This window comes from Halobacterium sp. NMX12-1, from assembly GCF_040435975.1.
Taxonomy (GTDB): domain Archaea; phylum Halobacteriota; class Halobacteria; order Halobacteriales; family Halobacteriaceae; genus Halobacterium; species Halobacterium hubeiense.
In genome coordinates, this window is sequence record NZ_CP159204.1 from 983,124 (window position 1) to 1,008,974 (window position 25,851).

23 protein-coding genes and 1 pseudogene are annotated in these 25,851 nt (G+C 71.4%); 11 read left to right on the top strand and 13 right to left on the bottom strand.

Annotation, left to right across the window (positions count from 1 at the left end; translation table 11 throughout):
• The first annotated feature begins 99 nt into the window (after positions 1–99).
• The 3 genes from ABSL23_RS06615 to moeB all read left to right on the top strand — a co-directional run bounded on the left by ABSL23_RS06615 (position 100) and on the right by moeB (position 2,870).
• Positions 100–933: a hypothetical protein gene (locus ABSL23_RS06615; protein WP_353635130.1), complete on the top strand. Its 834-nt coding sequence runs from the start codon at positions 100–102 to the stop codon at positions 931–933.
• A gap of 82 nt (positions 934–1,015) precedes the next feature.
• Entirely contained in the window at positions 1,016–1,867 is an 852-nt protein-coding gene (locus ABSL23_RS06620) for a hypothetical protein (RefSeq protein WP_353635131.1), read from the top strand.
• A gap of 187 nt (positions 1,868–2,054) precedes the next feature.
• On the top strand, positions 2,055–2,870 hold the full coding sequence (moeB, locus tag ABSL23_RS06625; RefSeq protein WP_353635132.1) for a molybdopterin-synthase adenylyltransferase MoeB: 816 nt from the start codon (positions 2,055–2,057) through the stop codon (positions 2,868–2,870).
• 12 nt (positions 2,871–2,882) lie between these two features.
• Here the strand turns inward: moeB and ABSL23_RS06630 are convergent, their stop codons facing one another.
• Both ABSL23_RS06630 and ABSL23_RS06635 read right to left on the bottom strand, forming a co-directional pair.
• Positions 2,883–3,761, bottom strand: a complete 879-nt coding sequence (locus tag ABSL23_RS06630; RefSeq protein WP_353635133.1) for an alpha/beta hydrolase — start codon at positions 3,759–3,761, stop codon at positions 2,883–2,885.
• Positions 3,762–3,801: 40 nt separating this feature from the next.
• Positions 3,802–4,866 (bottom strand): rod shape-determining protein, encoded by a 1,065-nt coding sequence (locus ABSL23_RS06635; RefSeq protein ID WP_353635134.1) that lies wholly within the window; start codon positions 4,864–4,866, stop codon positions 3,802–3,804.
• Between the two features lie 104 nt (positions 4,867–4,970).
• On the opposite strand from ABSL23_RS06635, the gene ABSL23_RS06640 reads away from it, so the two are divergent.
• Positions 4,971–5,375, top strand: coding sequence for a hypothetical protein (locus tag ABSL23_RS06640; RefSeq protein WP_353635135.1), 405 nt, complete (start codon positions 4,971–4,973; stop codon positions 5,373–5,375).
• Here ABSL23_RS06640 and ABSL23_RS06645 read toward each other — a convergent pair whose 3' ends face one another.
• Both ABSL23_RS06645 and ABSL23_RS06650 read right to left on the bottom strand, forming a co-directional pair.
• Positions 5,376–6,761, bottom strand: a complete 1,386-nt coding sequence (locus tag ABSL23_RS06645) for an NAD(P)/FAD-dependent oxidoreductase (RefSeq protein WP_353635136.1) — start codon at positions 6,759–6,761, stop codon at positions 5,376–5,378.
• Positions 6,762–6,819: 58 nt separating this feature from the next.
• Positions 6,820–7,047, bottom strand: coding sequence for a hypothetical protein (locus tag ABSL23_RS06650; protein WP_353635137.1), 228 nt, complete (start codon positions 7,045–7,047; stop codon positions 6,820–6,822).
• A gap of 165 nt (positions 7,048–7,212) precedes the next feature.
• On the opposite strand from ABSL23_RS06650, the pseudogene ABSL23_RS06655 reads away from it, so the two are divergent.
• Positions 7,213–7,422: pseudogene (locus ABSL23_RS06655) on the top strand (gamma-glutamyltransferase); the annotation flags it as partial.
• Here the strand turns inward: ABSL23_RS06655 and kdgK1 are convergent.
• From kdgK1 to ABSL23_RS06675, 4 genes are all read right to left on the bottom strand, one after another.
• Positions 7,419–8,369, bottom strand: coding sequence for a bifunctional 2-dehydro-3-deoxygluconokinase/2-dehydro-3-deoxygalactonokinase (kdgK1, locus tag ABSL23_RS06660; RefSeq protein ID WP_353635138.1), 951 nt, complete (start codon positions 8,367–8,369; stop codon positions 7,419–7,421). The pseudogene ABSL23_RS06655 and the gene kdgK1 sit on opposite strands and share 4 nt — an antisense overlap.
• Before the next feature lie 24 nt (positions 8,370–8,393).
• Entirely contained in the window at positions 8,394–10,397 is a 2,004-nt protein-coding gene (mutL, locus tag ABSL23_RS06665; RefSeq protein ID WP_353635139.1) for a DNA mismatch repair endonuclease MutL, read from the bottom strand.
• A 40-nt stretch (positions 10,398–10,437) separates the two neighbouring features.
• Positions 10,438–13,074, bottom strand: coding sequence for a DNA mismatch repair protein MutS (gene mutS / locus ABSL23_RS06670; RefSeq protein ID WP_353635140.1), 2,637 nt, complete (start codon positions 13,072–13,074; stop codon positions 10,438–10,440).
• Between the two features lie 69 nt (positions 13,075–13,143).
• The gene (locus tag ABSL23_RS06675; protein WP_353635141.1) at positions 13,144–14,166 is read right to left on the bottom strand and encodes an AIR synthase family protein; all 1,023 of its coding nucleotides are present in this window, start codon (positions 14,164–14,166) and stop codon (positions 13,144–13,146) included.
• Positions 14,167–14,283: 117 nt separating this feature from the next.
• On the opposite strand from ABSL23_RS06675, the gene psmA reads away from it, so the two are divergent.
• Complete coding sequence (gene psmA / locus ABSL23_RS06680; protein ID WP_059055598.1) at positions 14,284–15,006, top strand: archaeal proteasome endopeptidase complex subunit alpha; 723 nt, start codon at positions 14,284–14,286, stop codon at positions 15,004–15,006.
• Positions 15,007–15,078: 72 nt separating this feature from the next.
• Complete coding sequence (locus ABSL23_RS06685; protein ID WP_059055600.1) at positions 15,079–15,426, top strand: thioredoxin family protein; 348 nt, start codon at positions 15,079–15,081, stop codon at positions 15,424–15,426.
• Here the strand turns inward: ABSL23_RS06685 and ABSL23_RS06690 are convergent.
• Together ABSL23_RS06690 and ABSL23_RS06695 are read right to left on the bottom strand one after the other, a co-directional pair.
• A complete protein-coding gene (locus ABSL23_RS06690) occupies positions 15,423–16,142 on the bottom strand; it encodes a hypothetical protein (protein WP_059055602.1) in 720 nt (239 codons plus the stop codon). The genes ABSL23_RS06685 and ABSL23_RS06690 overlap by 4 nt on opposite strands.
• A gap of 398 nt (positions 16,143–16,540) precedes the next feature.
• Positions 16,541–17,167 (bottom strand): DsbA family protein, encoded by a 627-nt coding sequence (locus tag ABSL23_RS06695; protein ID WP_059055604.1) that lies wholly within the window; start codon positions 17,165–17,167, stop codon positions 16,541–16,543.
• A 556-nt stretch (positions 17,168–17,723) separates the two neighbouring features.
• Here ABSL23_RS06695 and ABSL23_RS06700 point away from each other — a divergent pair.
• Both ABSL23_RS06700 and nucS read left to right on the top strand, forming a co-directional pair.
• Positions 17,724–18,500, top strand: a complete 777-nt coding sequence (locus ABSL23_RS06700; RefSeq protein ID WP_353635142.1) for an NAD+ synthase — start codon at positions 17,724–17,726, stop codon at positions 18,498–18,500.
• 45 nt (positions 18,501–18,545) lie between these two features.
• Entirely contained in the window at positions 18,546–19,247 is a 702-nt protein-coding gene (gene nucS / locus ABSL23_RS06705; protein WP_059055608.1) for an endonuclease NucS, read from the top strand.
• On the opposite strand, the gene mutS (ABSL23_RS06710) is transcribed toward nucS, so the two are convergent.
• The gene (mutS, locus tag ABSL23_RS06710; protein ID WP_059055610.1) at positions 19,248–21,833 is read right to left on the bottom strand and encodes a DNA mismatch repair protein MutS; all 2,586 of its coding nucleotides are present in this window, start codon (positions 21,831–21,833) and stop codon (positions 19,248–19,250) included.
• A gap of 57 nt (positions 21,834–21,890) precedes the next feature.
• The gene (locus tag ABSL23_RS06715) at positions 21,891–22,322 is read right to left on the bottom strand and encodes a CopD family protein (RefSeq protein ID WP_059055613.1); all 432 of its coding nucleotides are present in this window, start codon (positions 22,320–22,322) and stop codon (positions 21,891–21,893) included.
• 106 nt (positions 22,323–22,428) lie between these two features.
• Here ABSL23_RS06715 and ABSL23_RS06720 point away from each other — a divergent pair, with 106 nt between their 5' ends.
• Together ABSL23_RS06720 and ABSL23_RS06725 are read left to right on the top strand one after the other, a co-directional pair.
• The gene (locus tag ABSL23_RS06720) at positions 22,429–23,412 is read left to right on the top strand and encodes a carbohydrate kinase (RefSeq protein WP_059055615.1); all 984 of its coding nucleotides are present in this window, start codon (positions 22,429–22,431) and stop codon (positions 23,410–23,412) included.
• 32 nt (positions 23,413–23,444) lie between these two features.
• Complete coding sequence (locus tag ABSL23_RS06725; RefSeq protein ID WP_059055616.1) at positions 23,445–25,184, top strand: DNA mismatch repair protein; 1,740 nt, start codon at positions 23,445–23,447, stop codon at positions 25,182–25,184.
• Here the strand turns inward: ABSL23_RS06725 and ABSL23_RS06730 are convergent, their stop codons facing one another.
• The gene (locus tag ABSL23_RS06730; RefSeq protein WP_059055617.1) at positions 25,185–25,841 is read right to left on the bottom strand and encodes a DUF2306 domain-containing protein; all 657 of its coding nucleotides are present in this window, start codon (positions 25,839–25,841) and stop codon (positions 25,185–25,187) included.
• Positions 25,842–25,851: the final 10 nt, after the last annotated feature.

The window sequence follows — 25,851 nt, forward strand, 5'->3', positions numbered from 1 at the left end:
GACCGCTCGATAGGGATCGTAGCGGTACGGTCGCCTATGTAGCCGCACCAAGCGCTCATAGCGAACGGTTTCCGCGGGCCGTCCGTTCCCGACGCCAGCATGGGTCGCTCGCTTTCGGCCGCCGTCGACGCGCTCCGGGAACCGGCGTACACCGGACGGAACCGCTGTCGCCCCTGTACCGCCCTCAACCTCGTTCTCGTGGCCGCTGCGGCGGGACTGGCCGCGTTGCGAACGGTCGCCGCCGGCGTCCTCGTCGCTGCCGTCGGCGTCGTCGCCGTCTGGCTCCGGGGCTACGTCGTCCCCGGGACGCCGCGGCTCACACGGCGTTACCTCCCCGACAGCGTGCTGGCCGCGCTCGGGAAGCGCCCGCGCGACCGCGGCTTCGAGAGCGCAGCGGGCGCCGCCGCCCTCGACGCGACCGACCCGACGGCGTCGCTCGTCGAACTCGGCGTCCTCGACGACGCCGACCCGCCGTCACTCGCGCCGTCGTTCCGCTCGCGGTGGGCGGCGACCGCCGCGTCGCTTTCGGCGTCCCCCGCGGCGGTGCGGCGCGCCGTCGCCGACACGCTAGCGGCCAGCGCCGACTCGGTCGCGGTGTCGTCCCGCGAGCGCGGTGTCGCCGTCACCGTCGACGGCGACTGGGCCGGCGAGTGGCCGTCCCGGACGGCGCTCGTCGCGGACCTCGCGACCGAGCGCGTGCTCGCGGCGACGGCGTGGACCGAACTCGACCGCGTGCAGCGGGCGAGCCTAGCCGCGAGAGTCCGGGCGGTCGCCGAGCGCTGTCCCGTCTGCGGCGGCACGACCCGGGTCGCCGAGGACACCGTCAAGTCGTGCTGCCGCGAGGCCGACATCGTCGCCGTCACGTGCCTCGATTGCGAGGCGCGGCTCGCGGAGTTCGAACCGTCGCGGGACGCGTTCGCCCCGGGGCGGTGACGCGGCGAGACTCCCGACCACCACGAAGACCAATATAGCACTCCTAGCAGGCTTCTATACGAGCGGCGTCGAAACCGCGCTCATGCCACAGTCTGTCTCTCGGGGGCACGGGACCGCCGCGACCACCGGCTTCGAGGAGTGGATTCCCGACGCGCGCCGCGCGCTCCGCCGCGAGCGGCGCATCCTCCGCACGGAAGCGGACGCGCTCGGGACGTTCTGCCGCCGCCTCGACGCCATCGACCCGGACGCCGCGGCCGCCGAGTCAGTGTCCGGCCGGAACGCCGCCGGGACGCTCGCCGACCGCGGGCACACCGAGCGAGCGGAGAGCCCCGCCAGCGCCGCGATTCGGGACGCGTACGTCGAGACGGTCATGGACACGCCCCACTACGACAGCGAGTACGGGGACGGCTACTGGGAGAGCGTCGCGTCGGAGTTCGGCGCGGAGCTGGCGGTGGCGCTCCGGCAGGCCGCGCGCGTCACGCCGCTGCTGCGCGACCAACTGCTGGCCGCGGCCCGCGAGTCCAAGCGCAGCCGCAAGCACCTGCTCGCGGACCTCGCCGACGAGGCCGACGCGCTCGACGACGGCGAGCGCGCGCTGTCCGCCGTCCACGAGGACCTCGCGGCGATTCGGTCGCGGCCGTTCTACGGCTGTCCGCCGCGCGAACTCCGCCGGCTGCTCGCGGACCTGGACGCCCTCGAAGCAGAGTGCCAGGACCTCGCGGTCCGCCGGCAGGCCGACGACCTCGAACCGGAGACCGTCCGCGTCCCCGGGGGGTCGGCCGCCCCGGTCAACGAGTACCTCTACCAGTCGCTTTCCTCCTCGCACCCGCTGTTGAGCGCAGTCGGGCGCGTCAGCGACGACGTCGTCACCACGGCCCGGCGAATCCGGCGCGTGCTCTCCGCAAACTCGGAAACGGCCGAATACGATGGATAGGGAAACGCTCCCGGGAGTTAGGCCGTCCCTACCGCCCGCGCTCCGACCTGACAAGACATTTACCGAGGGAGTCGGTATGAGCCACTGCCGGGTAGGGGTACCCGTAGTTCTTTCGTCGCCGCGCCCGCCAGCGGCAGCGCCGTCCGACGAGTAAACGCTTACCCGCGCGCGCGCCGTCACTTCCGGTATGACCGGCCTGAATCTCGATCCGGTGCAGCTCGACCGCTACTCGCGGCACATCATCATGGACGACGTCGGCGCCGAGGGGCAAAAGCGCCTGCTCGACGGCGACGTGCTCGTGGTGGGTGCGGGCGGTCTGGGCGCGCCGGTCATCCAGTATCTCGCGGCGGCGGGCGTCGGCCGGCTCCGCATCGTCGACCACGACGACGTCGAGCGCTCGAACCTCCAGCGGCAAATCATCCACGCGGACGCCGACGTCGGCCGCGCGAAGGCCGAGAGCGCCCGCGAGTACGTCGAGGACCTCAACCCGGACGTGGACGTGGACGCACACGTTACTCGACTCGACCAGGACAACGTCGCGGAGTTCCTCGACGGCGTCGACTACGTGGTGGACTGTTCGGACAACTTCGCGACGCGGTACCTCGTCAACGACGCCTGCGTGCTCCGCGGGATTCCGTTCAGTCACGCCGCCATCTACCGCTTCGAGGGACAGGCAATCACGTACGAGCCCGGGAGCGCGTGCTACCGGTGTCTGTTCCCGGAAGCCCCGCCGGAGGGGACGATTCCCGATTGCGCGACCGCGGGCGTCCTCGGCATCCTCCCCGGCACGATGGGCTGCATTCAGGCGACCGAGTGCGTGAAGGGCTTGCTCGACTACGGCGAGCGCCTGACCGGCCGCCTGCTGTTCTACGACGCCGGTGACATGTCCTTCGAGATGGTGCCGGTCGCGAAGAACCCCGACTGCCCCGTCTGCGGCGACGACCCCGCCATCGACTCCGTCGCGGACGTCGAGTACGTCGAGGGCTGTACCGTCCCGTCGTAACTCAATCGCCGCTCACGCCTCGTTCTCGGCCGCCCAGCCGTAGACGTCGCGCGCCTCCTCGACGATTGGCCGGAAGTGGCCGGCGTTTTCGTAGACCGCGAGGTCGGCGTCCGGCACCGCGCTGGCGACGCGCTCGCCGGCCGCCAGCGGGACGTTCGCGTCCTCGCGGCCGTGGAACACGCGCGTCGGCACGGTGACGTCCGCGAGGTCGAAGTCCCAGTCGCCGTAGAGCACGCCGTAGTCGGTCGCCAGCGGCGTCGTCCCCTGACGCAGTCCCTCGCGGAAGTCCGCCAAGAGGACGCGCCCGCTCTCGCCGCGGCGCGGGTCCGCGAGGTCCGCATCGGCGTCCCCGACCACGTCCGTGAACGAGTCGGCGCTCGCGACGGCGCGCGCCATCAGCCAGACGAGTGGCCGGCCGAACTGCGGGGACACTCTGGATGCGGACGCCAGCGCGCGCTCGAAGCCGAGGTCGCCGCGCTCGCTGCCCGGCGGGCCGACCCCGGAGACGACCGCGCACCGCGACACGCGCCCGGGCGTGTGCGCGGCGCACGCCAGCGCGTACGGCCCGCCGCCGGAGAAGCCGACGACGCCGTACTCCTCGACCCCGAGTTCGCTGGTCAGCGCCGCCACGTCGCCCGCCCAGTCCGCGAACGTCTGGCCGCGCTGGCGGTCCGAAGCGCCGAACCCCGGGCGGTCCGGCGCGATTACTCGCACGCCCGCCTCGGCGGTCGCGTCCGCCCCGAGCCGGCCGGAGATTCGGGACCCCGGCGTGCCGTGGCAGAAGACGACCGGCGCGCCGTCGGGGTGGCCGTACGTCGCGTACGCCAGCGTGCGGCCGTCGGGCAGCTGTACCTCGTCGGTCGGTGCGTCCTCGCGCAAATCGGGGACCATCCCGTTCGGGTGGTTCTCGCCCGCCGAGAAAAGCGTTGTCTCAGTACTCGTTGAGCTCCACGAGCCGGCCGGCGATGCGGTGGGCGCCCCGGGCGGCCGCGGTCGCCGGGTCGTCGGCGGTCGTCGCGGTCACGTCGCGTTCGAGTTCCTCGCTGAGGCGCTGCTCGAACTCGTCGACGACGCCCGGGATGCAGGCCATCCCGCCCGTGAGCACCACGGGGTTGTCGAGGGCCTGCTGGTAGATCTTCATGTAGTCGTTGGCGAGCTCGGGCATGAAGACGTTCGCCACCTCGTCGACCGCGTCGTCGACGTACTCGTCGACGGCGTCTATCACGCTCTCCTCGATGGTGAACTCGTAGGTGCCGCCGCCGGGCTGCTGGATGATGTCGCTGAACGGCTCGTAGTCCAGGAAGTCGGCGTGCGTCTCCTTGTACTCGCGGGCGGTCGTGAGGTCGATGTTCACGCGGCCCTGCGTCTCCTCCTCGACGTAGTTCGCGATGCGGCGGTCCACCTCGGTGCCCGTGATGGCGCCCGTCGAGAACGGCGCGAGCTGTTCGCCGCGGCGGTACGCGCACGCTTCGAGGTTCGTCGAACCCATGTTCACCGCGACGAACGTCTCCTCGATTGCTTCGAGGCCGTCGCCGAGCGCGGGCACCGCGCCACAGAGCGACTCGGGGTACGACCGCACCAGCCGCTCGCCGATGGGGCCGTCCTCGATGATTTCCGAGAGCCGCTCCAGCCCGACGTCGTTGTCGATGGTCGGGATGGCGTACACGACCACGGAGTCCTCGGGGAGGCCGTTCGAGCGCGCGAACTCCTCGAGGAAGGTCTTCGCGAGGTCGGTGGTCTCCTCGTCCTCGGGGAGCCCCGACCGGAGCATGTAGCGCACGCGGTCGGGGTACTCCGTGGCGGCTTCCTCGCCGTAGAGGACGTGTTCCTCGCCGGTGAGCGCGTCCTCGTAGGTCGCCAGACAGGTGAGCGTGCGGACGACGTTCGGGTCGTTGGCGTCCCCCGCGGAGACGACCGTGCGGGTGCTGCCGACTTTCACCCCGAGGGCGGCGGGCTGTTCGTCGAACTCGGCGCCATCGCTCTCTGACTCGGACATGTGTCACCGTTCCAACGGAGCACCTATAACTCTTGTAGGCCCGTCCTCCCGGGAGGTGGGAACGCCGCCCGTAGCTTTTTGCCGGTCGTGGCGACACCTCACGTATGGGCAACGACAGCGACCTCGACGAGGAGTTCGTCAACGAGCTTGTCAGCGTCTGCCGGACCGCGGTCGGCGACCGCCTCCGCAGCATCACGTACTTCGACACCGCCCACGAGGAACAGCTGTACCTCCGCGACGACCTCGAGCCCGGCGCGAACATCGTCGGGTTCGCGAACGCCGAGCGCAACGGCTTCACCTCCAAGCGCGTCTATGAGGACACCGAGCTCGGCGACTACCAGTTCACGATTCGCGCCTTCGAAGACGGCTACCTCACGCGCGTCATCCACGGCTACCACGGCGCGTTCGTCACCACGGACCGCCTGCCGACCGAGCGCTTCGAGGACCTCGCCAGCGCCGTCGACAGCGTGCTCGCGGAGTACGACACCGCGTGGCTGCGCCCCGACTGACTACAACTGGCCGGCGGTCTCCTGGAACAACCCGTCCAGAATCTCGGGCGTCGTCGGGTGGTACGCTCGGTCCGGCAACTCCCGGACGTCCATCTCCGCCTCCAGAATCACCTGCATCGTCTTCGCCATCGCGTCCGCGTCGTAGTGGAGGCCGTGGTAGCCGAGGACGGTGCCGTCGTCGGCGTCTACCACCAGCCGCGCGGTCCCGCGGGAGGCGACTTTCGCTCTGAACACGCCGTCGTCGCTGGCGTCCCGCCGGGCAGTCACGACCTCGTGGCCTTCCGCGCGGGCTTCGTCGGCCGTCAGGCCGAGCGACGCGAACGGGTAGACGCCCGCGCCCGAGAACATCACCTTGTGCGGGAGCGGGTTGTACTCCTCCAGCGGCTCGCCGGCCTCCAGGTGGCCGACGTTTCGGCCCGCGAGGTACCCCTCCTCTTTGGCCGTGTGTAACAGCATCCGGTCGCCGACGGCGTCCCCGACGACGAACACGCGGTCGTCGTCGTCGGCCTGCATCGTGTCCCCGACCCAGCCCGTCTTCGGGGAGAGTGCGGTTCGCTCGATGCCGTCGGGGAACGACGGCTCGCGGCCCGTGAACAGGAACAGCTGGTCGCCCTCCGCGACGGAGCCGTCGTCGAGGTGGACGCTGACGCCGTCTTCCATCGCCTCAACGCGCTCCTCGCGGACCTCCGTGCGGATCTCGACGCCGAACGCCTCGCGGTACAGCTTCAGGAGCTCCTCGCCGAACGACGGGTGATAGTCGTCCAGCGGCCGGTCGTCGTGCTCGACGACCGTGATATCCATCCCCGCCGCCTCCGTGAGATACGGGACGAGTTCGAGGCCGACGTAGCCGAAGCCCATCACCACCCCGGAATCCGGGAACTCCGTTGCATCGAGGACGTCTCGGCTCCCCATCCAGTCCACGTCGTCGATGCCCGGGAGGTCGGGGACGTTCAGCCGCGACCCGGTCGCCAGCACGACGTAGTCAGCCTCGATGCGCTCGCCGCCGACGTCCAGCACGCGGTCGCCGACGAACTCCGCGGTCTCGTGGTGGAACGTGACGTGCTCGCGCTCCGCGAGGTCGTGGACCGCACCCCGGCGGTGCTCGGCGTACCCGAGGACGTTGTCGTCTTTCCGCTCGACGACCGCGCTCAGATCCACGTCTGGGAGGTCCCCGACCAGCCGGTCGTCGTGGCGGGCCTGATAGCGGTGTGCGGCCGCCGACAGCACCTCCTTCGACGGCATGCAGCCCCGGAGGATGCAGAGCCCGCCGCCCGGCTCGCCGTCGTCGACGAGTGTCAGTTCCACGTCCGCCGCGGCCAGCTCCTCGGCGGCCGCGACGCCCGCGCTCCCGTACGCCCCGACGACGACTACGTGTGGTCGCGCCATGGTGGAGCCGACGGCCGCCCGCGAGAAAGAGCTTCGGCCCGGAGCGACCCGCGCCGACTTACTCGTACTCGCCGCGGTCGCCGATGCGGGGATCGTTGTTCTTCTTCCGGCTCGCCCCCATCGCGCCGAACCGGTCCTCTTCGAGCCACTCGTAGCTGTAGCGCTGGTCGATGCCGTGCTGCCACGGGACGAGCACGGCGTCCTCCCAGTTCGCGCGTTCGAGGTCGACGTACGCGTCCGCACGTACGTCGGCCGCCTTCTCCGAGGGCCCGAAGTTGTTCTCCACGCGTCTTTCGCGCGGCCGGCGGCGTCGCCGTTGTCCTCCGTCCAGTTCATGTAGGCTTCGCCGTCCGGCGTAATCGTGTTCCGCGGGTCCACCAGCGCGGTGAACTTGTCCGCGTCCGGGTAGCCCGCAATCCGGCCCGACGTGTACAGCTCGAAGTTGCCGTTGCGGCCGCGCTAGCGCTACCGCGCGGACGGCGCGCTCGCGGTCGAACCGCACTTCGACTCCGCGGTCGCCGTGAAGCTCTCTTGGAAGGAACACGATGTCGAACTGCTCACCAGCGAGCTGTTCGGCGGCGCGCAAATCGCCAGAAACGACGGCGGCACGTTGTCGGCCGCCACGGAACCGCGCAAGGACGGCAACGCGCAGGGCTATTAGCGGTTTATCGCCGCGCCGTCGCCCGCCAGCACGTCCTCGACCTCCTCGCGGGTGACCAGCGCCGTGTCACCCGGCATCGTGCGCTTCAGCGCTGCGGTCGCCGCGCCCCACGCGAGGGCATCGGGCACGTCGCCGCCCTCGACGCGGCGCGCGAGGAACCCGCCGACGAACGCGTCTCCGGTCCCGATTGCGTCGTGTGTGTCGGCCTCGAACGCCGGCTGCTCGTAGACCTCCTCGTTGTGGACCGCGAGCGCGCCGTCCGCGCCCCGAGTTACGACGACCGTCTCGAATCCGAACTCCGCTGCGAGGTCGCGCCCGATGTCGGCGGCGTCGCCCTCGCGGGCGAGCACGTGTTTGGCGTCGCGCTCCGCAGTCACGAGCACGTCCACGTCCGGGAACAGCGTCTCCAGTACGTCGCGGGCTTCCTCGGGCCCCCAGAGCTTCGCGCGGTAGTTCACGTCCAGCGCCGTCGTCGTCCCCGCCTTGTTCGCGCGCTCCAGCAGTTCGGCGGTCGTCCCCGCGAGCGTCTCCGAGAGCGCGGGCGTGATGCCGCTCGTGTAGAAGTAGTCGGCCGCGTCGATTCGGCCGGTCGCCAGCTCGTCGGGCGTCGCGGTCGTCACCGCGGCGTTCGCGCGGTCGTAGACGACGTTCGTCCCGCGGGGATCGCCCGCGTGTTCGAGGTAGTACGTTCCCTGTCGCCCGGTCTCGCTCCACGCCACGTCGGGTTCGGTGCCCTGCGCGCGCAGCGTCGCGGTCACCTTCCGCCCGAGCGGCGACTCGGGGAGCTTCGACAGCCACGCGGTGTCGGCGCCGAGCCGGCCGGCGTTCACGGCGACGTTGCTCTCCGCGCCCGCCGCGCGGAACTCTAACTCGGTCGCGCGCTCCAGTCGCTCCTGTCCGGGCGGCGAGAGCCGGAGCAGGGTCTCGCCGAACGTCACGAGGTCCATACCCCGCGGTACGACGCCCGGGGTTTAGTTCCCGCTGTCTTCCCGCCGCCGCCCGCCGTGCCCGGGGTAGTCCCGCTCGAAGCGCTGGGCGAGCTCGTCGGCGTCCACGCGAATCAGCGTCGGCCGGCCGTGTGGGCACGCGTACGGGTTCTCGCAGCCGTCCAGCGCGTCCAGCAGCGCCACCACCGACCCCTCGGTCAGCGACGTGTTCCCCGTCACCGCGGGCCGGCACGCGAGGTCCGCGAGCAGGTCGTCGGCGGCGTCGCTCACGGGGTCGTCGCCCGCGTCCGCGAGGAAGTCCGCGAGCACGTCCCGCGCCAACTCGGGGTCGAGGGCGTCCGCCAGCACCGCTGGAACCGCCGTCACGCGCGCCGTTCGCTCCGACAACTCCACGTCGAACCCGAGCGCGCGCAAGTCGTCGATTGCCGCGTCGAACACCGCCGCCTCGCCCGCCGTCAACTCCAGTTCTACCGGCGAGACGAGCGCCTGCGACGCGCCGCCGACCTGCTCCTGCAGGCGCTCGTAGTGGACGCGCTCGTCCGCAGCGTGCTGGTCGACGAGCACGAGGCCGTCGTCGGTCTCCGCGACCACGTACGTCTCCGCCAACTGGCCGAGCACGCGCATCTCGGGCAGCGAGTCGAAGCCATCGCCCTCGTCGGCTCCGTCGCCGGCCGGCGCCGCGAGCCGCGCGTTCTCCGTCGGCGCGTCGAACGACGAACTGGTGCTCGCGCGCTCGCCGGCGCTGTCGCTCGTCGTCGTGTCCGCGGCCGGCTCACTCGTGCTCGGCTCCCGCTCCGCGCCGCTCGGCTTCCGCTCGGTCGACTCGGATTCGGTGTCCGCCAGCGAGTCCGTCACGCGGCTCTGACGCTCCGCGCTCTCCACGGCGACGTCCGCGGACGCGCTGGACGTGTCGGCCTCGCGCGTCGCTCCTTCTGCGGAAGCCTCGTTCTCGCCGCGCTCGCCCGCCGGCGAAATCGTCGCGTCCCCGGGCTTGGACGCGCCCCGCGGCGCCTGCGAGCGCACGATACCGGCGTCCAACAGCGCGTCTCGCACGGCGTCCTCGACGGCCGCCTGCACGCGGTCCTCCTGCTCGAAGCGGACCTCCATTTTCCGCGGGTGGACGTTGGCGTCCACGCCCTCTGTCTCCACGAACAGCACCGTGAACGGGTAGCGGTCGCTCGCGAGCTGGCCGCCGTAGGCGTCGAGGACGGCCTCGCGGAGCACCGAGTCGCGGACCGACCGGCCGTTCACGTACGTCGCGAGGTACTCGCGGGTCGAGCGCGTCGTCTCCGGCTCCGAGACGTAGCCGTGGACGCGCTCCACCGGGCCGTCGGGCGTCGCGTCCACCGGGACGAGCGACTGCGCGACCTCGCGGCCGTACACCGACAGCGCCGCGTCCCGCACGTCCCCGGTTCCGGTCGTCGCGAACACCTCGCGGCCGTCGTGGGTCAGCGAGACGGCGACTTCGGGGTTCGCCAGCGCGTACCGCGTCACCGCGCGGTTGACGTGCGCGAACTCCGTCGCCGGGCGCTTGAGGTACTTCCGGCGCGCCGGCGTCTCCGCGAACAGGTCCGCGACCTCCACCGTGGTTCCGGCCGGCCGGCCAGCCGGCCGCACGTCCCCGGCGTCGCCGTGTTCGACGGTCAGCGTCGCCCCGGAGTCGCCCGCGTCCCGGGCGCGCGTCGTCACCGTCATCCGCGAGACGGAGCCGATGGTGTAGAGGGCTTCGCCCCGGAAGCCCAGCGTCGCCACCGCGTCCAGCTCGCTGGCGTCGCTGAGCTTGCTCGTCGTGTGCTGGCGGACCGCCGCCTGCAGGTCCTCGCCGGTCATCCCGTGGCCGTCGTCGGCGACCACGATTCGGTCGCGGCCGCCGCCCTCTACGGTGACGTCGATGCTCGCGGCGCCCGCGTCGAGGCTGTTCTCCACGAGCTCCTTGACCACGCTCGCGGGCCGCTCGACGACCTCGCCCGCCGCAATCTGGGCCACCGTCGCGTCGTCCAGCTCCCGCACGCGGTCGCCGTCGGTCATACTCGCCGGCAGGCGGCCCGCGCGTATCAATCCCGCGCTGCTACTCGTCCAGCCGCCGCTGCCACTCCTGCACGCGCGAGAGCAGTTCCACCGGCGGCGTCTCGTTCACGTCCACGTCCCGGAGGTCGTCCAGCACCTCGCGGGCCTCGGAACCGAGGCCGTCTGCCTCGCCGCCGTCGGCCGCGCTCTCCGTCCCGGTCGCCGGCTGCGATTCCGCGCCCGTCTTGACTTCGCCCGATTCGAGGTCGAACACCGCCTGCACCGGCTCGCTTGCGGAACCCCGGGCTTCGACGGCTTTCTCGTCTCGGAGGCGGTCCAGCACCTCCCGCGAGCGGTCCACCACGGGGTCGGGGACGCCCGCGAGGTCCGCGACGTGGACGCCGTACGAGCGGTCGGTCGCGCCGTCTCTGACGGTTCGCAGGAACGTCACGTCCCCATCCCGTTCTTCCGCCGCTACGTGGACGTTCGCGACGTCGGCGAGGTGGTCCGCGAGCGCCGTGAGTTCGTGGTAGTGGGTCGCGAACAGGGTCTTCGCGCGCACCTCGTTGTGCAGGTACTCTGTGGCTGCCCACGCAATCGAGATGCCGTCGTAGGTCGCGGTCCCGCGCCCGACCTCGTCCAGAATCACCAGCGAGCGCTCGGTCGCGGCGTGGAGGATGCGGCTCAGTTCCTGCATCTCCACCATGAACGTCGAGCGGCCCTGCGCGAGTTCGTCCAGCGCGCCGACGCGGGTGTAGATGCCGTCTACGAGCCCGATTCGGGCGCTGTCTGCGGGCACGTAGCTCCCGACCTGCGCGAGCAGGACGATGAGCGCGACCTGTCGCATGTACGTGGACTTCCCGCTCATGTTCGGCCCCGTGACGACGAGGAACCGCCGGCCGTCGCCGAATCGGGCGTCGTTGGGCACGAACTCGGTGGTCTGCTCGACCACGGGGTGGCGCCCGCCCTCGATTTCGAGGTCGTCGCCGTCCACGAGGTCCGGGCGCACCCAGCGGTTCGCAGCGGCGTGCTCGGCGAGGCTCGCGAGCGCGTCCAGTTCCGCGAGCGCGCGGCCGACGCGCTGGAGGGCTTCCGCGCGCTCGCCCACCCACTCGCGGAGGTCGTCGAACAGCTCGTACTCCAAGTCGGCGCGCTCCTCCTCGACGCGCAGAATCCGACGCTCGCGCTCCTCTAACTCCTCGGTGGTGTACCGTGTGGAGTTCTTCAGCGACTTCACCTCCCGATACTCGTCGGGCACCGCGTCGGTCTCTGACTTCCCGACCTGTACGTAGTAGCCGTCGGTCTTGTTCCGGTCGACCTGCAGGTGCGTGATGCCGAGTTGGTCCTTCTCGCGGGACGCCAGCCCGTCCAGCCACTCCTCGTGCTCGCGGGCTTCTCGGAGTAGTTCGTCCAGTTCGTCGTCGTAGCCCTCGCGCAGGAGGCCGCCCTCGCGGAGCGTCTTCGGCGGGTCCGCCGCGAGCGCGGCGTCCAACTCGGCGCGCACCCCCTCGGCCGCCTCGCGGTCCACGCCGTCCAGTACCTCGCTCACGGGCGAGGCCGCGAGGTCCGGGTCGGATTCGAGCGCGTCCGCGGCCTCCGGGAGCGCCGCCAGCGTCTCCCGGATTCGGAGCAGGTCAGTCGCGTCCGCGCGGCCGCCGGCCGCCCGGCTCGCGAGCCGTTCGAGGTCGTAGACGTCACCGAGCACGTCTCGGAGCGCGTCCCGCGCGAGCGGCGCGTCAGCGAGCGCGCCCACGGCGGCTTGCCGACGTTCCAGTTCCGCGCGGTCCCGGAGTGGACGCGTCAGCCACGCCTGCAGCCGCCGACCGCCAGCAGCGGACACTGTGTGGTCGAGCGTCGCGAACAGCGAGCCCTCTCCATCTCCGCCCATCGTCGCCGTGAGTTCGAGGTTGCGCTGGGTCGTTGCGTCCAACTCCACGTGGTCGTCCGCGCGGTACGGCTGGAGCCGCGTCAGCGACGCCAGCACGCCCGCGTCCGTCGCCGCGACGTAGTCGATTGCCGCGCCCGCTGCTCGCGCTGCCGGACTGTCACTCGCGACGCCGAGGCTGTCGAGCGCTCCGTCGCCGAACTGCTCGCGCACGCTGTGGGCGGCCTTCCCGGGCGCGAACGACGCCGCCTCGTGGAGCGTCAGCGTCGCGTCCGCGCGCTCCCGGAGTGCCCCGAGGAAGTCGTCGTCGCTGCGCAACTCGGGACCGGGAAGCACTTCCTCGGGGCTGAAGCGGTGCAGTTCCGTCAGCGCGTCCGTCTCCGTCTCGGCGTCCGCGACGTGGAACTGGCCGGTCGTCACGTCCACGAACGCCAGCCCCCACGTCTCGTCGCGCACGACCGCCGCGAGGTAGCGGGCGTCCGCACCGGTCACGTCAACGAACGTTCCCGGGGTCGCGACCCGGGTGATTTCGCGCTCGATGTCGTCGGTGCCGTCCTCGATTTGGTCGGCGACGGCGACCCGGTAGCCGCGCTCGACGAGCGTCGCGACGTACGGCGTCAGGTCGTCGACAGGCACGCCCGCCATCGGGTACGACGACCCGTGCGCGGACTTCTCGGAGACCTGCAGGTCGAGGACGTCCGCGACCGTGCGCGCGTCCTCCGCGAAGAACTCGTAGAAGTCCCCGACCTGCATCGCCAGCAGGTCGGCATCCGTCTCCTCCTTGAGGTCGAGGAACTCCTCGACTATGCCCATGGCTGGTTCCTCGCTCGCATCGTCGGAACCTCGCCGCGCGCCGCAAAGAACCCTCCGGACGCCGCCCGCCTACTCACCCCAGAATCGCTCGCGGCCGGTCTCGTAGGCGCCCCACAGCGGGTCGGATTCGGGTTCCGCGAGCGGGGCGCCGTCCACGGTGACGCGCTCGTTGTCCGCCGCCCCGACTTCCCCGACCTCCGCGGCCGGAATGCCCTCGCTTTCGAGCGCCGCCAGCACCGCGTCCACGCTGTCGGGCGCGACGGTCGCGACGACGGTGCCCTCGCTGGAGGTCGTCCACGGGTCGATGCCGAAGTAGTCGCAGACCTCGCGCACGCCCGGGAGCACGGGGACGCGCTCGCGCTCGACTGCCAGCGAGACGCCGCTGGCGGCCGCGAGCTCGTGGAACGCGTTCGCAAGCCCGCGCTCGGTCGCGTCGTGCATCGCCGTCACCTCGCCGGCGGCCGCCGCGGTGAGCGCGTCCCGGACGGGGCTGACGTCCTCGAAGCGCTCGCGGGCGGCCGCCGCGGCGTCGGCGTCGATTGGGAGGTCGTCGCCGAACAGCACGCCGAGCACGCCCGTCGATTCGATTGCCGGCCCCTTCGTGACGACGACGCGGTCGCCGGGTCGTGCGCCCGTCGGCACCACGAGGTCGTCGGGGTCGCCGATAGAGAGCGCGGTTGCGCCGCCGACCGTCGGGAACGAACACCCCTCGTAGGTGCCCGTGTGGCCGGTCGTCAGGCTCGCGCCCAGCTTCTCGGCTTCCCGGTCGAAGACGTCCCAGATGGCGTCGAACGTCTCCGTGCTCGTGTCCGGCGGGAGGTTGAAGTCCACCGCGAGGTGCGCGGGCGGCAGGCCGGAGAGTGCGACGTCGCTGACGCAGATGTGGAACGCGAACCACGCCGCCCGCTCGATGCCGAGGTCGCGCAGCACGAACACGGGGTCGGTCGCCATCGCGACGACGCGGTCGCCGACGTCTACGACGCCGAAGTCCGCGCCGTACGTCGGGCCGAGCCGCACGTCCTCGCGCTCGGCGCCCGTCCGCCCCGCGACGTGCTCCTCGAAGAACCGCCGGCTCGCCTTCCCGGAGTCCATACTCGTTGCTCGCCGCCCCGCCACAAGTACCCCGGCGGTTCTGGTGCCGCTCGGCACCCCCTGCCGAAAGTCAAAGCCCTTTACGTGAGCGCGGCTTACATTTGGTCAACGAAGACAATGCAGGGTCAGAACCAACAGCAGGCCTACGACCGCGGTATCACGATCTTCTCGCCGGACGGCCGCCTCTACCAGGTGGAGTACGCGCGGGAAGCGGTCAAGCGAGGCACCGCCAGCATCGGCGTCCGCACCGAGGACGGCGTCGTCCTCGTCGTGGACAAGCGCACCCGCTCGCCGCTCCTGGAGGGCTCCAGCGTCGAGAAGCTCCACAAGGTCGACGACCACGTCGGCGCGGCCAGCGCCGGCCACGTCGCCGACGCGCGGAAGCTCGTCGACCACGCGCGCCAGCAGTCCCAGGTCGAGCGCGTGCGCTACGACGAACCCATCGGCGTCCGCACGCTGACGAAGGAGGTCACCGACCACATCCAGCAGTACACGCAGGTCGGGGGCGCGCGCCCGTTCGGCGTCGCCCTCCTCGTCGCGGGCGTCTCCGACGGCGAACCCCGCCTCTTCGAGACGGACCCCTCCGGCACCTCCAACGAGTGGAAGGCCGTCGCCATCGGCTCGGACCGCTCCGCGATTCAGGAGTTCCTCGAAGACGAGTACGCCGAGGACCTCACGCTCGACGAGGGCGTGGACCTCGCGCTCCGCGCGCTCAGCGAGGGCCGCGACGACGAACTCTCCGCGGAGGGCGTCGGCGTCGCCACCGTGGACGCCGACTCCGCGCTGTTCCGCGAACTCGAGACCGAGGAGACCGCCGAGTACCTCGACGCCCTCGAATAAGCTGCCCGGCGGGCGTCGGCGAACGGCGCCCCCGCAGCAGTCCTTTTCCGCGCTCGCACCCTACATTTCTGCATGAGCACACAGTCACGACCGAACGCACAGAAGCCGATTCGCGTCGTGGACGGCGAACAACTCCGCGACGTCCTCGACAGCCACGACCGCGTGCTCGTGGACTTCTACACGAAGGGCTGCTCGCTCTGTCAAGCCATCGAGCCAGTGCTGGGCAACGTCGCGAAAGCCACGGGCATCACGGTCGCGATGGTCAACCCCGGCGACGACATCTCGCTCGTGGAGGAGTGGGACATCACGAGCGCGCCGACACTCGTGCTCGTCGAGGACGGAGAAGAAGTCGGGCGGCTCGCAGAGGGATTCAAGGGTGGCGACGACATCGAGGCGTTCCTCGACGAGCACCTCGACTAGTCGTCGCTGGCTGCCTCCTCGGGGACGTCGCGTTCGGTGACGTCCGGGAGGTGGGGGTCGCGGTTCGGGTTCCGGCCGAACGCCGGCAGCCCGTCGTCTAACTGTTCTTTCAGCACGCGGCGCAGCCGATTCAGGCTCGTCTTGTCGAGGCCGTGGCGCTCGGCGAGCGCCGCGAACGCGGGCTCGTCGGTGACGTCGTGGCTGCGGTACCGCTCGTAGAGGTCGTTCATGCGCTCCTGGGAGAGGTCCGCGGGGTCGAGGTCGTCGATGCCGAAGTACCGGCGCCGGTCGACGTCGACGACGTGGCGGATGACCACGAGCGCGACCTTCTCGATGGCGCGCTGGCTGCCGAACTCCGTGAGGTCGATTTCCCCCATCACGCCGAGCGCGACGTCGCGCTGCCACGGCGTCACGTCCACGGCGTTACACAGCGCCTGCGTGGTGCGCAGGCGGTCGAGGTAGTGGGTGCGGCGGCTGTGGCCCTCGGTCGCGGTGTGGCGCTCCTCGTGGAGCCGCCGGACGCTCTCCGAGAGGTCCGCGTCCGGGGACTCCGCGCGCCCGATGACGGTCGCGCTCGGGGAGACGACGCCCCACTTGCGGACCGTCGTGTCGCGCTGGGCTTCCGCCCGCGAGAGCGCGCCCGAGCCCGGCCGGTGTTCGACGCGGCGCTCCTCGCGCGTCTCCCAGCGAATCTGGTCGCCGCCGTCGGCACTCATTAGCGGTACCTGTGGCCTCCCGCGGTTTAAACTCTCGGCTGGCGGCGCCGTCGCTGTCGAACGTAACTCCCCGAGAAGTCCTTCGTATCTAGCTCTTGTCGCCAGAAGCACTTAAACGAACGACGCGCTGGTCGCTCGGCGGAGTGTCGAGCAGTCACGACGGCGCCGCGGCTACGAGGCGTAGCGCGCTGAGAAGCTGTTCGTATCTACGCCTTGTCGCCAGAGACACTTAAAGAGAATCTGCACGGCTCGCCGCTCGCGAGTCGGAGTTGGACTCCGCAGACAGCCGCGACTGGTCGGCGAAGTGCTCGGGAGAAGTCCTTCGTATCTATCCCTTGTCGCCAGAGATACTTAAATCAGGTTCGCGCGTCGGCTGACTGCCGACAGCCCGCTCGCGCTTACGTGCCTTCGACGAGCCGGCGGAGCTGGGACGGCGGGACGGCGCCGCGCGCGCCGTAGCCGTCGTACGCGAACGTCGGCACGCCGCTGATGCCCTGCTGTTGGGCCTCGCGGAACTTCGCGCGGAGTTCGTCGTGGTACTGCTCGGTTTCGACGACCTCCCGAATCTCGTCGGGGTCGAGGCCGACGTCCTCGGCGAGGTCCGCGAGCACGTCCACGTCGCCGATGTCGCGACCCTCCTCCCAGAGTGCCTCGAAGATGGCGACGTCGAAGTCCAGCCACTGCTCGGGGTGCTCGTCGCTGACGTACAGGGAGGCGGCCTGCGCGTCCAGCGAGTCGACCTCCCCCGAGAAGTCCATCTGCATCTCGTCGGCGCCGTACTCCTCCTTGAGGCGCTGGACGTTCTCGCGGGCCTTCTCGAAGTACTCGTCGTCCTTGCCGTCGTCGACGCTGTGGTCGATTTCGCCGTCCGGCCCGCGCTTCTGCGCGCGCAGGTCGAAGGGCTGCCAGTCGATGTCGAGTTCCTCCTCGCGCTCTGCCTGGTACTCCGACAGCGACTGCCGCCCGAGGTAGCAGAACGGGCAGACGTAGTCGGAGTACACCGTGATTTCGTCGGCGTCGCTCATCGCCGTCCGGTAGGACGCGCACGCCGAAAAGACCCCTGCTGGCGGGGGTTCCCGCTGGGGCCGCGACGACTGACGAGCCGTCGGCTCCGCGGTCGGTGTCGCCGAGAAGTCCTTCGTATCTATCCCTTGTCGCCAGAGACACTTAAACGAGGTCCGCGCTCGCCGCGCCGCCGACCGCTCGCGGGAACGACGGCGCCACGGCTACGAGGCGTAGCGCGCTGAGAAGCGCTTCGTATCTGTCCCTTGTCGCCAGAGGCACTTAAAGCGAGAGCGCGCTGCCGCCCGCGGAGAAGATGTTCGGCGAAACGGCTTCCGTTCACCGCCAGCACCGACTACGTGCGCGGCTGGTGTCCCCTCGTGGCGGGTCCGCCGCGACGGCCAGCCCGCAGTGGTCTAACGTCCGATGGCGAGTCTTCGATTCTCGCGCGCCGGCCGGTGGTGCCGGTCGGCGCGCTTCTCCGACGCGGCCAGCCCGCGTGACACGCTCGTCCTCGCCGGCGAGCGCGGGTGACAGGCAGCCACGTGCTTTTTGCCGGTGGCGGTCGCGGGTTCGCCCGTGACGGACTTCGACCTCGACCTCGCGGTGGCCGGCGACGAGATTCGGTCGTTCCTCGCGAGCTACCTCGACGCCGCGCCCGCGGACGGCTACGTCGTCGGCGTCAGCGGCGGGCTCGACTCCGTGCTCGCCGCGCACCTGCTCGCGGACGCCGTCGGCCCCGAGCGCGTCACGGGCCTCCTGCTGCCTGCCGACCCCAGCGACCCCGAGAACGTCGAAGACGCCCGTGCGGTCTGCGAGCGACTCGGGGTGGCCTACCGCGAACACGACATCCAGCCCGTCGTGGACGACGTCACCGCCGCGCGCGACGACCTCTCGAAGACCGCTGTGGGGAACGTGCAGGCGCGCGTCCGGATGGTCCTGCTCTATCAGGCCGCCAACGACGCGAACGCGCTCGTCGTCGGCCCGAACAACCGCTCGGAACTCCTGCTGGGTTACTTCACGAAGTACGGCGACGGCGCCGCCGACGTCGCGCCGCTCGCTGACGTCTACAAGACCGAGGCGTACGACCTCGCCCGCGAGGTCGGCGTCAGCGATGACGTCGTCGCGAAGACGCCCACGGCGGAACTCTGGGAGGGGCAGACCGACCCCGACGAACTCGGCGCACCTTACGAGGTCATCGACCCGATTCTGCACGCGTACGTCGACGAGGACCGAACAATCGAGGAGACCGTGGAGGCGACCGGCGCGGACCGCGAGACGGTCACCGAATTCGTCGAGCGCTACGAGGCCTCCACGCACAAGCGCGAGCGCCCGCCCTCGCCCGGCGTCCGGTAGCGTCGCATCCGCGCGCTTTTTCCCGTCCGTTGCCTACTCGCTGCCGTGACCCGCGCGCTCTCAGCCCCCGACGCCGACCGCGCCGCCGCCTTCGCCGCGGACGCCCGCGGCGACGGCCTCGCGGTCTCGCTCGTCGGCGAGTGCGCCACCGAGTTCGAGGGGCGCGCCGAGCGCAGCCTCCCTGCGGGCGTTCGGAGCGTCCTCTGGAAGCCCGACGACACCGTGCTCGTCCACGGCGCGACCGGCCGCGACCCCGACGCGTGGGCGACCGGCGGTAGTGTCGCCGTCGAAGCAACTGACGGTCGTCTCGAACTCCGCTGCGGCGACGGCGACGCCGCGGACGCGCTCACCGTCCGGTTCGACTCGGTTCAGCACGCCGCCGCATTCGACCCCGCGGATGCCGACGCCGAGGTTTCCGGCACCGAGTCCGACCTCAAGGAGCGCGTGCTCGCCGACCCCGACCTCGTCGAACCCGGCTTCCAGCCGCGCAGCACGGAGCGCGAGACGCCCGCCGGCCCCGTGGACGTCTACGGCCGCGGCCGCGACGGCGCCGTGGTCGCCGTCGAACTCAAGGCCCGCCGCGTCGGCCCTGCCGCGGCCTCACAGCTGGAACGCTACGTGAACGCGCTCCGCCGCGACCTCCACGCCGACGCCGACGTGCGCGGCGTGCTCGTCGCACCCGAAATCACGGAGAAGGCTCGCCGCCTGCTCGCGGAGAACGGGCTCTCCTTCTCGCCCGTCGAGTAGTCAGTCGAGGTCGCGCTTGAGGTCGTTCAGGACGTTCAGCGCCTCCACGGGCGTGAGTTCCGCGACGTTCACGTCACGCAGCGTCTCTTCGACGGCCGACTCGTCGTGGTCGCCGCTGTCTGCCGTCCGCGCCGGCTCCGTCTGCTCCTCGCTCGCGTCCGCGTCCACGTCTGCCGCGTCGAGGAGTTCGCGGGCGCGCTCGACGACTGCCTCGGGGACGCCCGCAGTTTGGGCGACCTCGACGCCGTAGGAGGCCGTCGCCGGCCCCTCCCGCACTTCGTGTTGGAAGGTCACGCCCTCCTCGTTCCGGGTTGCGCCGAAGTGGAGGTTCACGGCGTCCGCGAGGCGCTCTGCGTCCGCCGTGAGTTCGTGGTGATGGGTCGCGAACAGCGTTGTCGCGCCGAGTTCGTCGTGGACGTACTCGGTGACGGCGCGCGCGATGGCCAGGCCGTCCGTCGTGGAAGTCCCTCTGCCGACCTCGTCCAGCAACACCAGCGAGTCCTCGGTCGCGGCGCGCAGAATCGAGGAGAGTTCGGTCATCTCCACCATGAACGTCGAGCGCCCGCCCGCGATGTCGTCGCTGGCGCCGACGCGCGTGAAGATGCGGTCGACCACGCGGAGGCGCGCGCGCTCGGCGGGGACGAAGCTCCCCGCCTGCGCGAGCAACACGATCAGGGCGACCTGGCGCATGTACGTGGACTTCCCGCTCATGTTCGGGCCCGTGACGACCGCGACCCGGCGTTCGGGCGTGAGGTCGGTGTCGTTCGGCACGAACCCGGCCTCCGTGCGCTCCACGACGGGATGGCGGCCGCCCTCGACGTGGATGCCGTCGCCGCCCACCTCGGGGCGCGCGTAGTCGTGGCTCGCGGCGACTGTCGCGAACGACGCCAGCGCGTCCACGGCCGCGACTGCTGCCGCGGTCGCCTGCACGCGCTCGGCCTCCTCGGCGACCCGATTGCGGACCTCGCGGAACAGCTCGTACTCGAGGTCCTGGGAGCGCTGTTCGGCGCGCACGATGTCGTCCTCGCGCTCCTTCAGCTCGGGCGTGACGAACCGCTCGGAGTTCTTCAGCGTCTGCCGGCGCTGGTAGTTCGCCGGCACCGAGTCGAGGTTCGGGTTCGTCACCTCGATGTAGTAGCCGTGGACCGCGTTGTGCCCGACCTTCAGCGAGTCGATGCCCGTGCGCTCGCGCTCCTGTTCCTCCAAGTCGTCTATCCACCGCTTCCCGGAGCGCTCGGTCTCCCGGAGGTCGTCCAGCGTCTCGTCGTAGCCGTCGCGGATGACCCCGCCCTCCGTGAGTTCCTGGGGCGGGTCCGGGACGATGGCCCGCGAGAGCAGGTCCCGAATCTCGGGGAGGTCGTCGAGACTCGCGCGCAGGTCGCGGAGCTTCTTGCTGTCCGCGTCCGCCAGCAGGCCGCGAATTTCGGGCACCACGTCGAGCGTGTCCTTCAGCGCGCGTAGGTCCCGGGCGTTCGCGCGGCCCCGCGACACCCGCGAAATCAGGCGCTCGACGTCGTAGACGTCCCGCAGGTGCTCGTGCAGTTCCTCCCGCGTCAGCGGGTCCGCGAGCAGTTCGCCGACCGCCTCGTGGCGCGCCTCGATTTCCTCGGCGTCGGTCAGCGGCCGGCGCAGCCAGTCCGTGAGCGTCCGCCGGCCGAGCGCGCACGCCGTCTCGTCGAGCACGTCCACGAGCGCGGTGCCTTCCGCGCCGTGGACGCTGCGCTGCTCGAACACCTCCAGACTCCGCAGCGCCACGGCGTCCATCTGGAGGTACTCGCGGGGGTCGTACCGCGTCAGGTGGTTCAGGTAGTCCAACCGGTCGCCGTCCTCCCCACCTCGGGTGTACTCGGCGTAATCGAGGAGCGCGCCACACGCCGCGACTTCGGCGTCGCCGGCGAGCGCGTCCACGCTCCCGAAGTACGCCGCCACGGTCTCCGCGGCGCGCTCGCCGTCGAACGCCGCGTCCTCGTACTCCGCGACGAACGTGCCATCCTCGAAGCGCTCCGCCGCCACGCCCGGTCCGGTGACAAGTTCTGCGGGCGCGAACCGCCCCAGTTCGTCCCGTACGCGCGCCGCGTTCGGGAGGCTCGTCGCGTAGAAGTCGCCGGTCGAGACGTCCAACAGCGCGAGGCCGAAGCCGCCGTCGTCGTCGGCCGCGACCGCCGCGACGAAGTTGTTGTCGTCGCCCCCGAGCAGTTCGTCCTCGGTCAGCGTCCCGGGCGTGACGACCCGGGTGACAGCGCGCTCGACGACCCCGGTGACCTCGTCTGGGTCCTCGACTTGGTCGGCGACCGCGACCCGGTAGCCCGCGTCAAGCAGGTCGTCGATGTACGGCTCCGCGTTGTCGATTGGCACGCCCGCCATCGGGTACTCGCCCGTGGAGTCCTCGCGGGCGGTCAGCGTAATCTCGCAGATGCGGGCGGCCGCCTCCGCGGCCTCGCAGAACAGCTCGTAGAAGTCCCCGACCTGGAAGAGCACGAGCGCGTCCTCGTAGCGCCGCGTGAGCTCGAAGTACTGGCTCATCATCGGCGTCAGGTCACCCTCGCTTTCGGCCATCTTCTCGGGTGGGCCGAGCGCCGCGTCCATGCACGAAGGCAACGGGGTGGCGGCTGTTATGCTCGTCGGTCAGCGCTCCGCTTTCGGTCAGAGCAGGCCGGCGAGCACGAGCAGTGCGACGCTTACGACGGCCGCGGCACCGAACCACGGCGTCGCGTCGTCGGCTGCCGACTGGACGTCGTGGCCGGCGGTGAGGCGACTCGTCGCGACGTGCGCCAGCCCTGCCAGCACCAACCAGAGCCCGGTCATCCCCACGACGAGATGGCCCCGCGAGGAGTTCGCGAGCGCCTCGAACGTGTAGAGGTTGCCGGCGAGGTGGCCGCCGGTCAACAGCATCGCGGCGACGCTGGCGACGCTGAGCTTCGTGAATCGGTCGGCAATCCACTCCACGGGCGCGGCGTCCAGCACGCCGCGGCGCGCGGCGGGCACGACGAACAGTGCGACGGCGAGCGTGCTCCCGGTCCACGCCGCGCCGAAGACGACGTGGACGACGCGGGCGGCGGCGATGTCGAAGTCCATCGTCTACGGGTTCGCACACGACCGGAAATAACGCGTCGGTCTCCTGACGGCACCGTCCCGACCGAGTCTGCCGGGGCCTAAGTGCCAGTAGCGCGTCGGCGGACGCGTGCGCACTGACCGCATCCTCGTCGCCGGCGAGACGCTCGTCGACCTGTTCCCCTCGGGTGCCGGCGACCTCGCGACCGTGGAGGGCTTCGTCCACCGCGCGGGCGGCGCACCAGCGAACGTCGCGGCCGGGCTCGCGCGCCTCGACAGCCCGCCCGAACTCTGGACGCGCCTCGGTGACGACGCGTTCGGCGCGTACCTCCGGGATGCGCTCGCCGACCGCGGCCTCGACGGCGAGTTCGTCGTCGCAGGCGACGCCGCCACCGCGCTCGCGGTCGTCAGCCCGACGCCCGACGGCGACCGCTCGTTCACCTTCTACGAGAGCGACACCGCCACGCTCGCGTTCGAGGCCGGGACTGTCTCCGACAGCGCACTCGCCGACTTCGGCTGCGTCCACGCCGGCGGCGTCGCGCTCGCGAACGACGCGGGCTGCACCGCCACGCTCGACTTGCTGGAGCGCGCCCGCGACGCGGATTGTCTGGTCTCGTTCGACCCGAACGCGCGCCCCGACCTCTGGGACGAGCCGGACGCCGCCGGCGACGCCGTCCGCGAGGCGCTCGACCTCGCAGACCTCCTGTTCTGTAGCCCCGACGACCTCCGGCCGCTCGGCCTCGCTGAGCGCGTTCGGAGCGAGCCAGCGGCCGTCGCCGCCGACCTGCTCGACTACGGCCCCGAGACGGTGTTCCTCACGCGCGGCGGCGACGGCGCGACGGCTGTCGCCGAGTCGGCGGACGGCGAGCAAGTGACGCGCTCCGCTCCCGCGTTCGACGTGGACGTCGTGGACACGACGGGCGCCGGCGACGCGTTCACGGCCGGCGCGCTCGCGGCGTACGAGCCCGGAATGGGCGGCGACGCGCTCGGCGACGCGCTCCGGTACGCGAACGCGACCGCGGCGCTCACGACCACCGAGACCGGCGGGATGGCCGCGCTCCCCGACGACGCCGCGGTCCGTGCGTTGGTCGAGTGTGCGTCGGAATCCACGTAACGCTTTACCCACGCGGTCGCCCACTCGCAGGTATGCGATTAGAGGAGTTCTGGGGGGTCGGCCCGAAGACCGCCGACAAGCTGGAGACCGAGCTCGGCGTCCCCGACGCAATCGACGCCATCGAATCCGCGAACGTCCGCGCGCTCGTGGACGCCGGCATCTCGCGGGGACGGGCGACGCGCATCCTGCGCCGGGCGAACGGCGGCGAGGGGATGGACGCGCTCGCGACCGACGACGCCCGCGCCGTCTACAAGGAACTGGTCGCGCTCGCCGCCGACTACGCCGTCACGCCCGGCGCCGCGGACCGGATCCGCGTGCGGACGCCGCTGACCGACCGGGACGCGATGCGCGAGCGCCTCGACGACGTGGAGGCCGCGCGGGAGACGTGGGCGCGCCTCGACGGCGAGACCCAGCAGGCCGTTCTCGACACGTTCGACGCGCACGACGACGCCGGGGACACCCAGCGCGCGGCCGTCGAGACGGCGCTCGCCCTGCAGGACGCCGTCAGCGAGGACTCGGGCGTGTTCGCGTCGGTCACGACGCTCGACCGCGACGCGCTCGAAGACGCCGCAGAGGCGCTGCGCTACCTCACCGGCGACGGCGTGGCGGCGGGCGCGGACGCCAAACTCGACCGGCTCCGGGAGCGCGCCGGCGACCTCGAACGCCTCGAACGCGACACCTTCGACGTGCTCGAAGACGTGCGCTCGCAGGGCGTCGAGGGCACCGACGAGTTCCGGGAGGCGTTCGTCCAGTACGTCGCCAGCGAGGCCGGCGTCGAACCGCGCCGCGTGCGGTCGGCGATGGCCGCCGACGCCGCCGACGCCGCGGACTTCGTGAGCACGACGCTGCGCGCGCTCGCCGACGACGTCCGCGAGGACGAACAGGACCGCGAGGACGAGGTGGCCGCCGACCTCCGCGGCGCTATCTCGACCGCCCGCGAGGAAGTGGACGCCGCAGTCACAGCCGTCAGCGACCTCGCGGTCGACGTCTCGCTGGCGCGGTTCGCGGAGGCCCACGACCTCACGCGCCCCGAGTTCGTGGACGCGGACGCCATCGCCGTCGAGAACGCGCGCAACCTCTCGCTGGCCGCCGAGGCCGGCGACGTCCAGCCGGTGACGTACGCGGTCGGCGACCACTCGCTGGACCCGCCGAACGGCGACCGCGTCGCCGTGCTCACGGGCGCGAACTCCGGCGGGAAGACGACGCTGCTGGAGACGCTCTGTCAGGTCGCCGTGCTCGCCGCGATGGGGCTGCCCGTCCCCGCCGACCGCGCCGAACTCGGGCCCGTGGACGCCATCGTCTTCCACCGGCGGCACGCGTCGTTCAACGCGGGCGTCCTCGAAGCCACGCTGAACTCCGTCGTGCCGCCGCTGGCCGAGGGCGACCGCACGCTGATGCTCGTCGACGAGTTCGAAGCCATCACCGAGCCCGGGAGCGCCGCCGACCTCCTCCACGGTCTCGTCACGCTCACGGTCGACGAGCAGGCGCTGGGCGTGTTCGTCACCCACCTCGCCGAGGACCTCGAACCCCTGCCGGACGTCGCGCGCACCGACGGCATCTTCGCGGAGGGCCTCAGTCAGGACCTCGACCTGCTCGTGGACTACCAGCCGCGCTTCGGCACCGTCGGGAAGTCCACGCCGGAGTTCATCGTCTCCCGGCTGGTCGCGGACGCCGGGGACCGCGCCGAGCGCGCCGGCTACGAGACGCTCGCGCGCGCCGTCGGCGAGGAGGCCGTCCAGCGCACGCTCGCGGACGCCGAGTGGTCCGAGTAGTCAGACTCTGCCGGCCAGCGGCCCCACGTCGGCGTACTCGGCCTGCCAGTACCAGATGAGCGGGACGCCGACCGCCGTCGGCCACAGCCACGCGACGACGTCGGGGACCATCCCGAGGTTGACCACCGAGACCGCGGTGACCGTCGCGATGTACCCGCCGACCATCCGCGAGAGGTGGCCGACCAGCCACGAGCGGTCCGCGCCCCGCCAGTACGCCCGCAGGTCGCTGGCGCCGAGCGCGCCGCCGATGCCGCCGAATACGGCCATCACGACGCCCAGCGAGTCCCCGGCAGCGACGAGCGTGACGCCCCACGCGCCGAGCGCGACGCACGCAGCGACGACCGCGACTGCCGCCGCCCAGTCCACCGCCGCGGGGTCGTCGCTCGGCCGTTTGCGAGCGAGCTCGCGGTACCCCGAGAACGCGAAGTAGCCGCTGAACACCGCGACCAGCAGGAGGAACGCGCGGAAGAACGTCGGGTCGAGCGCGAACAGCGGGAGCACCGTCGCGACGACCACTGCCATCGCCGCGACGTAGACGCGGCCCGCCTGCCGGTGGCGGCGCCCGCCCTTCTCGGTCGCGAGCGCGACGCCGCCGGCGACCAGCGCAGCGACGCCCGCGGCGACGTGCGTCCAGAGCGCCGCCGTCTCGACTGTCATCGCGTAGACC

Excerpts from the sequence above, each read along its gene's own strand:
- ABSL23_RS06615 (WP_353635130.1), top strand. The coding sequence starts at position 100 with ATGGGTCGCTCGCTTTCGGCCGCCGTCGACGCGCTCCGGGAACCGGCG.
- ABSL23_RS06620 (WP_353635131.1), top strand. The coding sequence starts at position 1,016 with ATGCCACAGTCTGTCTCTCGGGGGCACGGGACCGCCGCGACCACCGGC.
- moeB (WP_353635132.1), top strand. The coding sequence starts at position 2,055 with ATGACCGGCCTGAATCTCGATCCGGTGCAGCTCGACCGCTACTCGCGG.
- ABSL23_RS06630 (WP_353635133.1), bottom strand. The coding sequence starts at position 3,761 with ATGGTCCCCGATTTGCGCGAGGACGCACCGACCGACGAGGTACAGCTG.
- ABSL23_RS06635 (WP_353635134.1), bottom strand. The coding sequence starts at position 4,866 with ATGTCCGAGTCAGAGAGCGATGGCGCCGAGTTCGACGAACAGCCCGCC.
- ABSL23_RS06640 (WP_353635135.1), top strand. The coding sequence starts at position 4,971 with ATGGGCAACGACAGCGACCTCGACGAGGAGTTCGTCAACGAGCTTGTC.
- ABSL23_RS06645 (WP_353635136.1), bottom strand. The coding sequence starts at position 6,761 with ATGGCGCGACCACACGTAGTCGTCGTCGGGGCGTACGGGAGCGCGGGC.
- kdgK1 (WP_353635138.1), bottom strand. The coding sequence starts at position 8,369 with ATGGACCTCGTGACGTTCGGCGAGACCCTGCTCCGGCTCTCGCCGCCC.
- mutL (WP_353635139.1), bottom strand. The coding sequence starts at position 10,397 with ATGACCGACGGCGACCGCGTGCGGGAGCTGGACGACGCGACGGTGGCC.
- mutS (WP_353635140.1), bottom strand. The coding sequence starts at position 13,074 with ATGGGCATAGTCGAGGAGTTCCTCGACCTCAAGGAGGAGACGGATGCC.
- ABSL23_RS06675 (WP_353635141.1), bottom strand. The coding sequence starts at position 14,166 with ATGGACTCCGGGAAGGCGAGCCGGCGGTTCTTCGAGGAGCACGTCGCG.
- psmA (WP_059055598.1), top strand. The coding sequence starts at position 14,284 with ATGCAGGGTCAGAACCAACAGCAGGCCTACGACCGCGGTATCACGATC.
- ABSL23_RS06685 (WP_059055600.1), top strand. The coding sequence starts at position 15,079 with ATGAGCACACAGTCACGACCGAACGCACAGAAGCCGATTCGCGTCGTG.
- ABSL23_RS06690 (WP_059055602.1), bottom strand. The coding sequence starts at position 16,142 with ATGAGTGCCGACGGCGGCGACCAGATTCGCTGGGAGACGCGCGAGGAG.
- ABSL23_RS06695 (WP_059055604.1), bottom strand. The coding sequence starts at position 17,167 with ATGAGCGACGCCGACGAAATCACGGTGTACTCCGACTACGTCTGCCCG.
- mutS (WP_059055610.1), bottom strand. The coding sequence starts at position 21,833 with ATGGACGCGGCGCTCGGCCCACCCGAGAAGATGGCCGAAAGCGAGGGT.
- ABSL23_RS06715 (WP_059055613.1), bottom strand. The coding sequence starts at position 22,322 with ATGGACTTCGACATCGCCGCCGCCCGCGTCGTCCACGTCGTCTTCGGC.
- ABSL23_RS06725 (WP_059055616.1), top strand. The coding sequence starts at position 23,445 with ATGCGATTAGAGGAGTTCTGGGGGGTCGGCCCGAAGACCGCCGACAAG.
- ABSL23_RS06730 (WP_059055617.1), bottom strand. The coding sequence starts at position 25,841 with ATGACAGTCGAGACGGCGGCGCTCTGGACGCACGTCGCCGCGGGCGTC.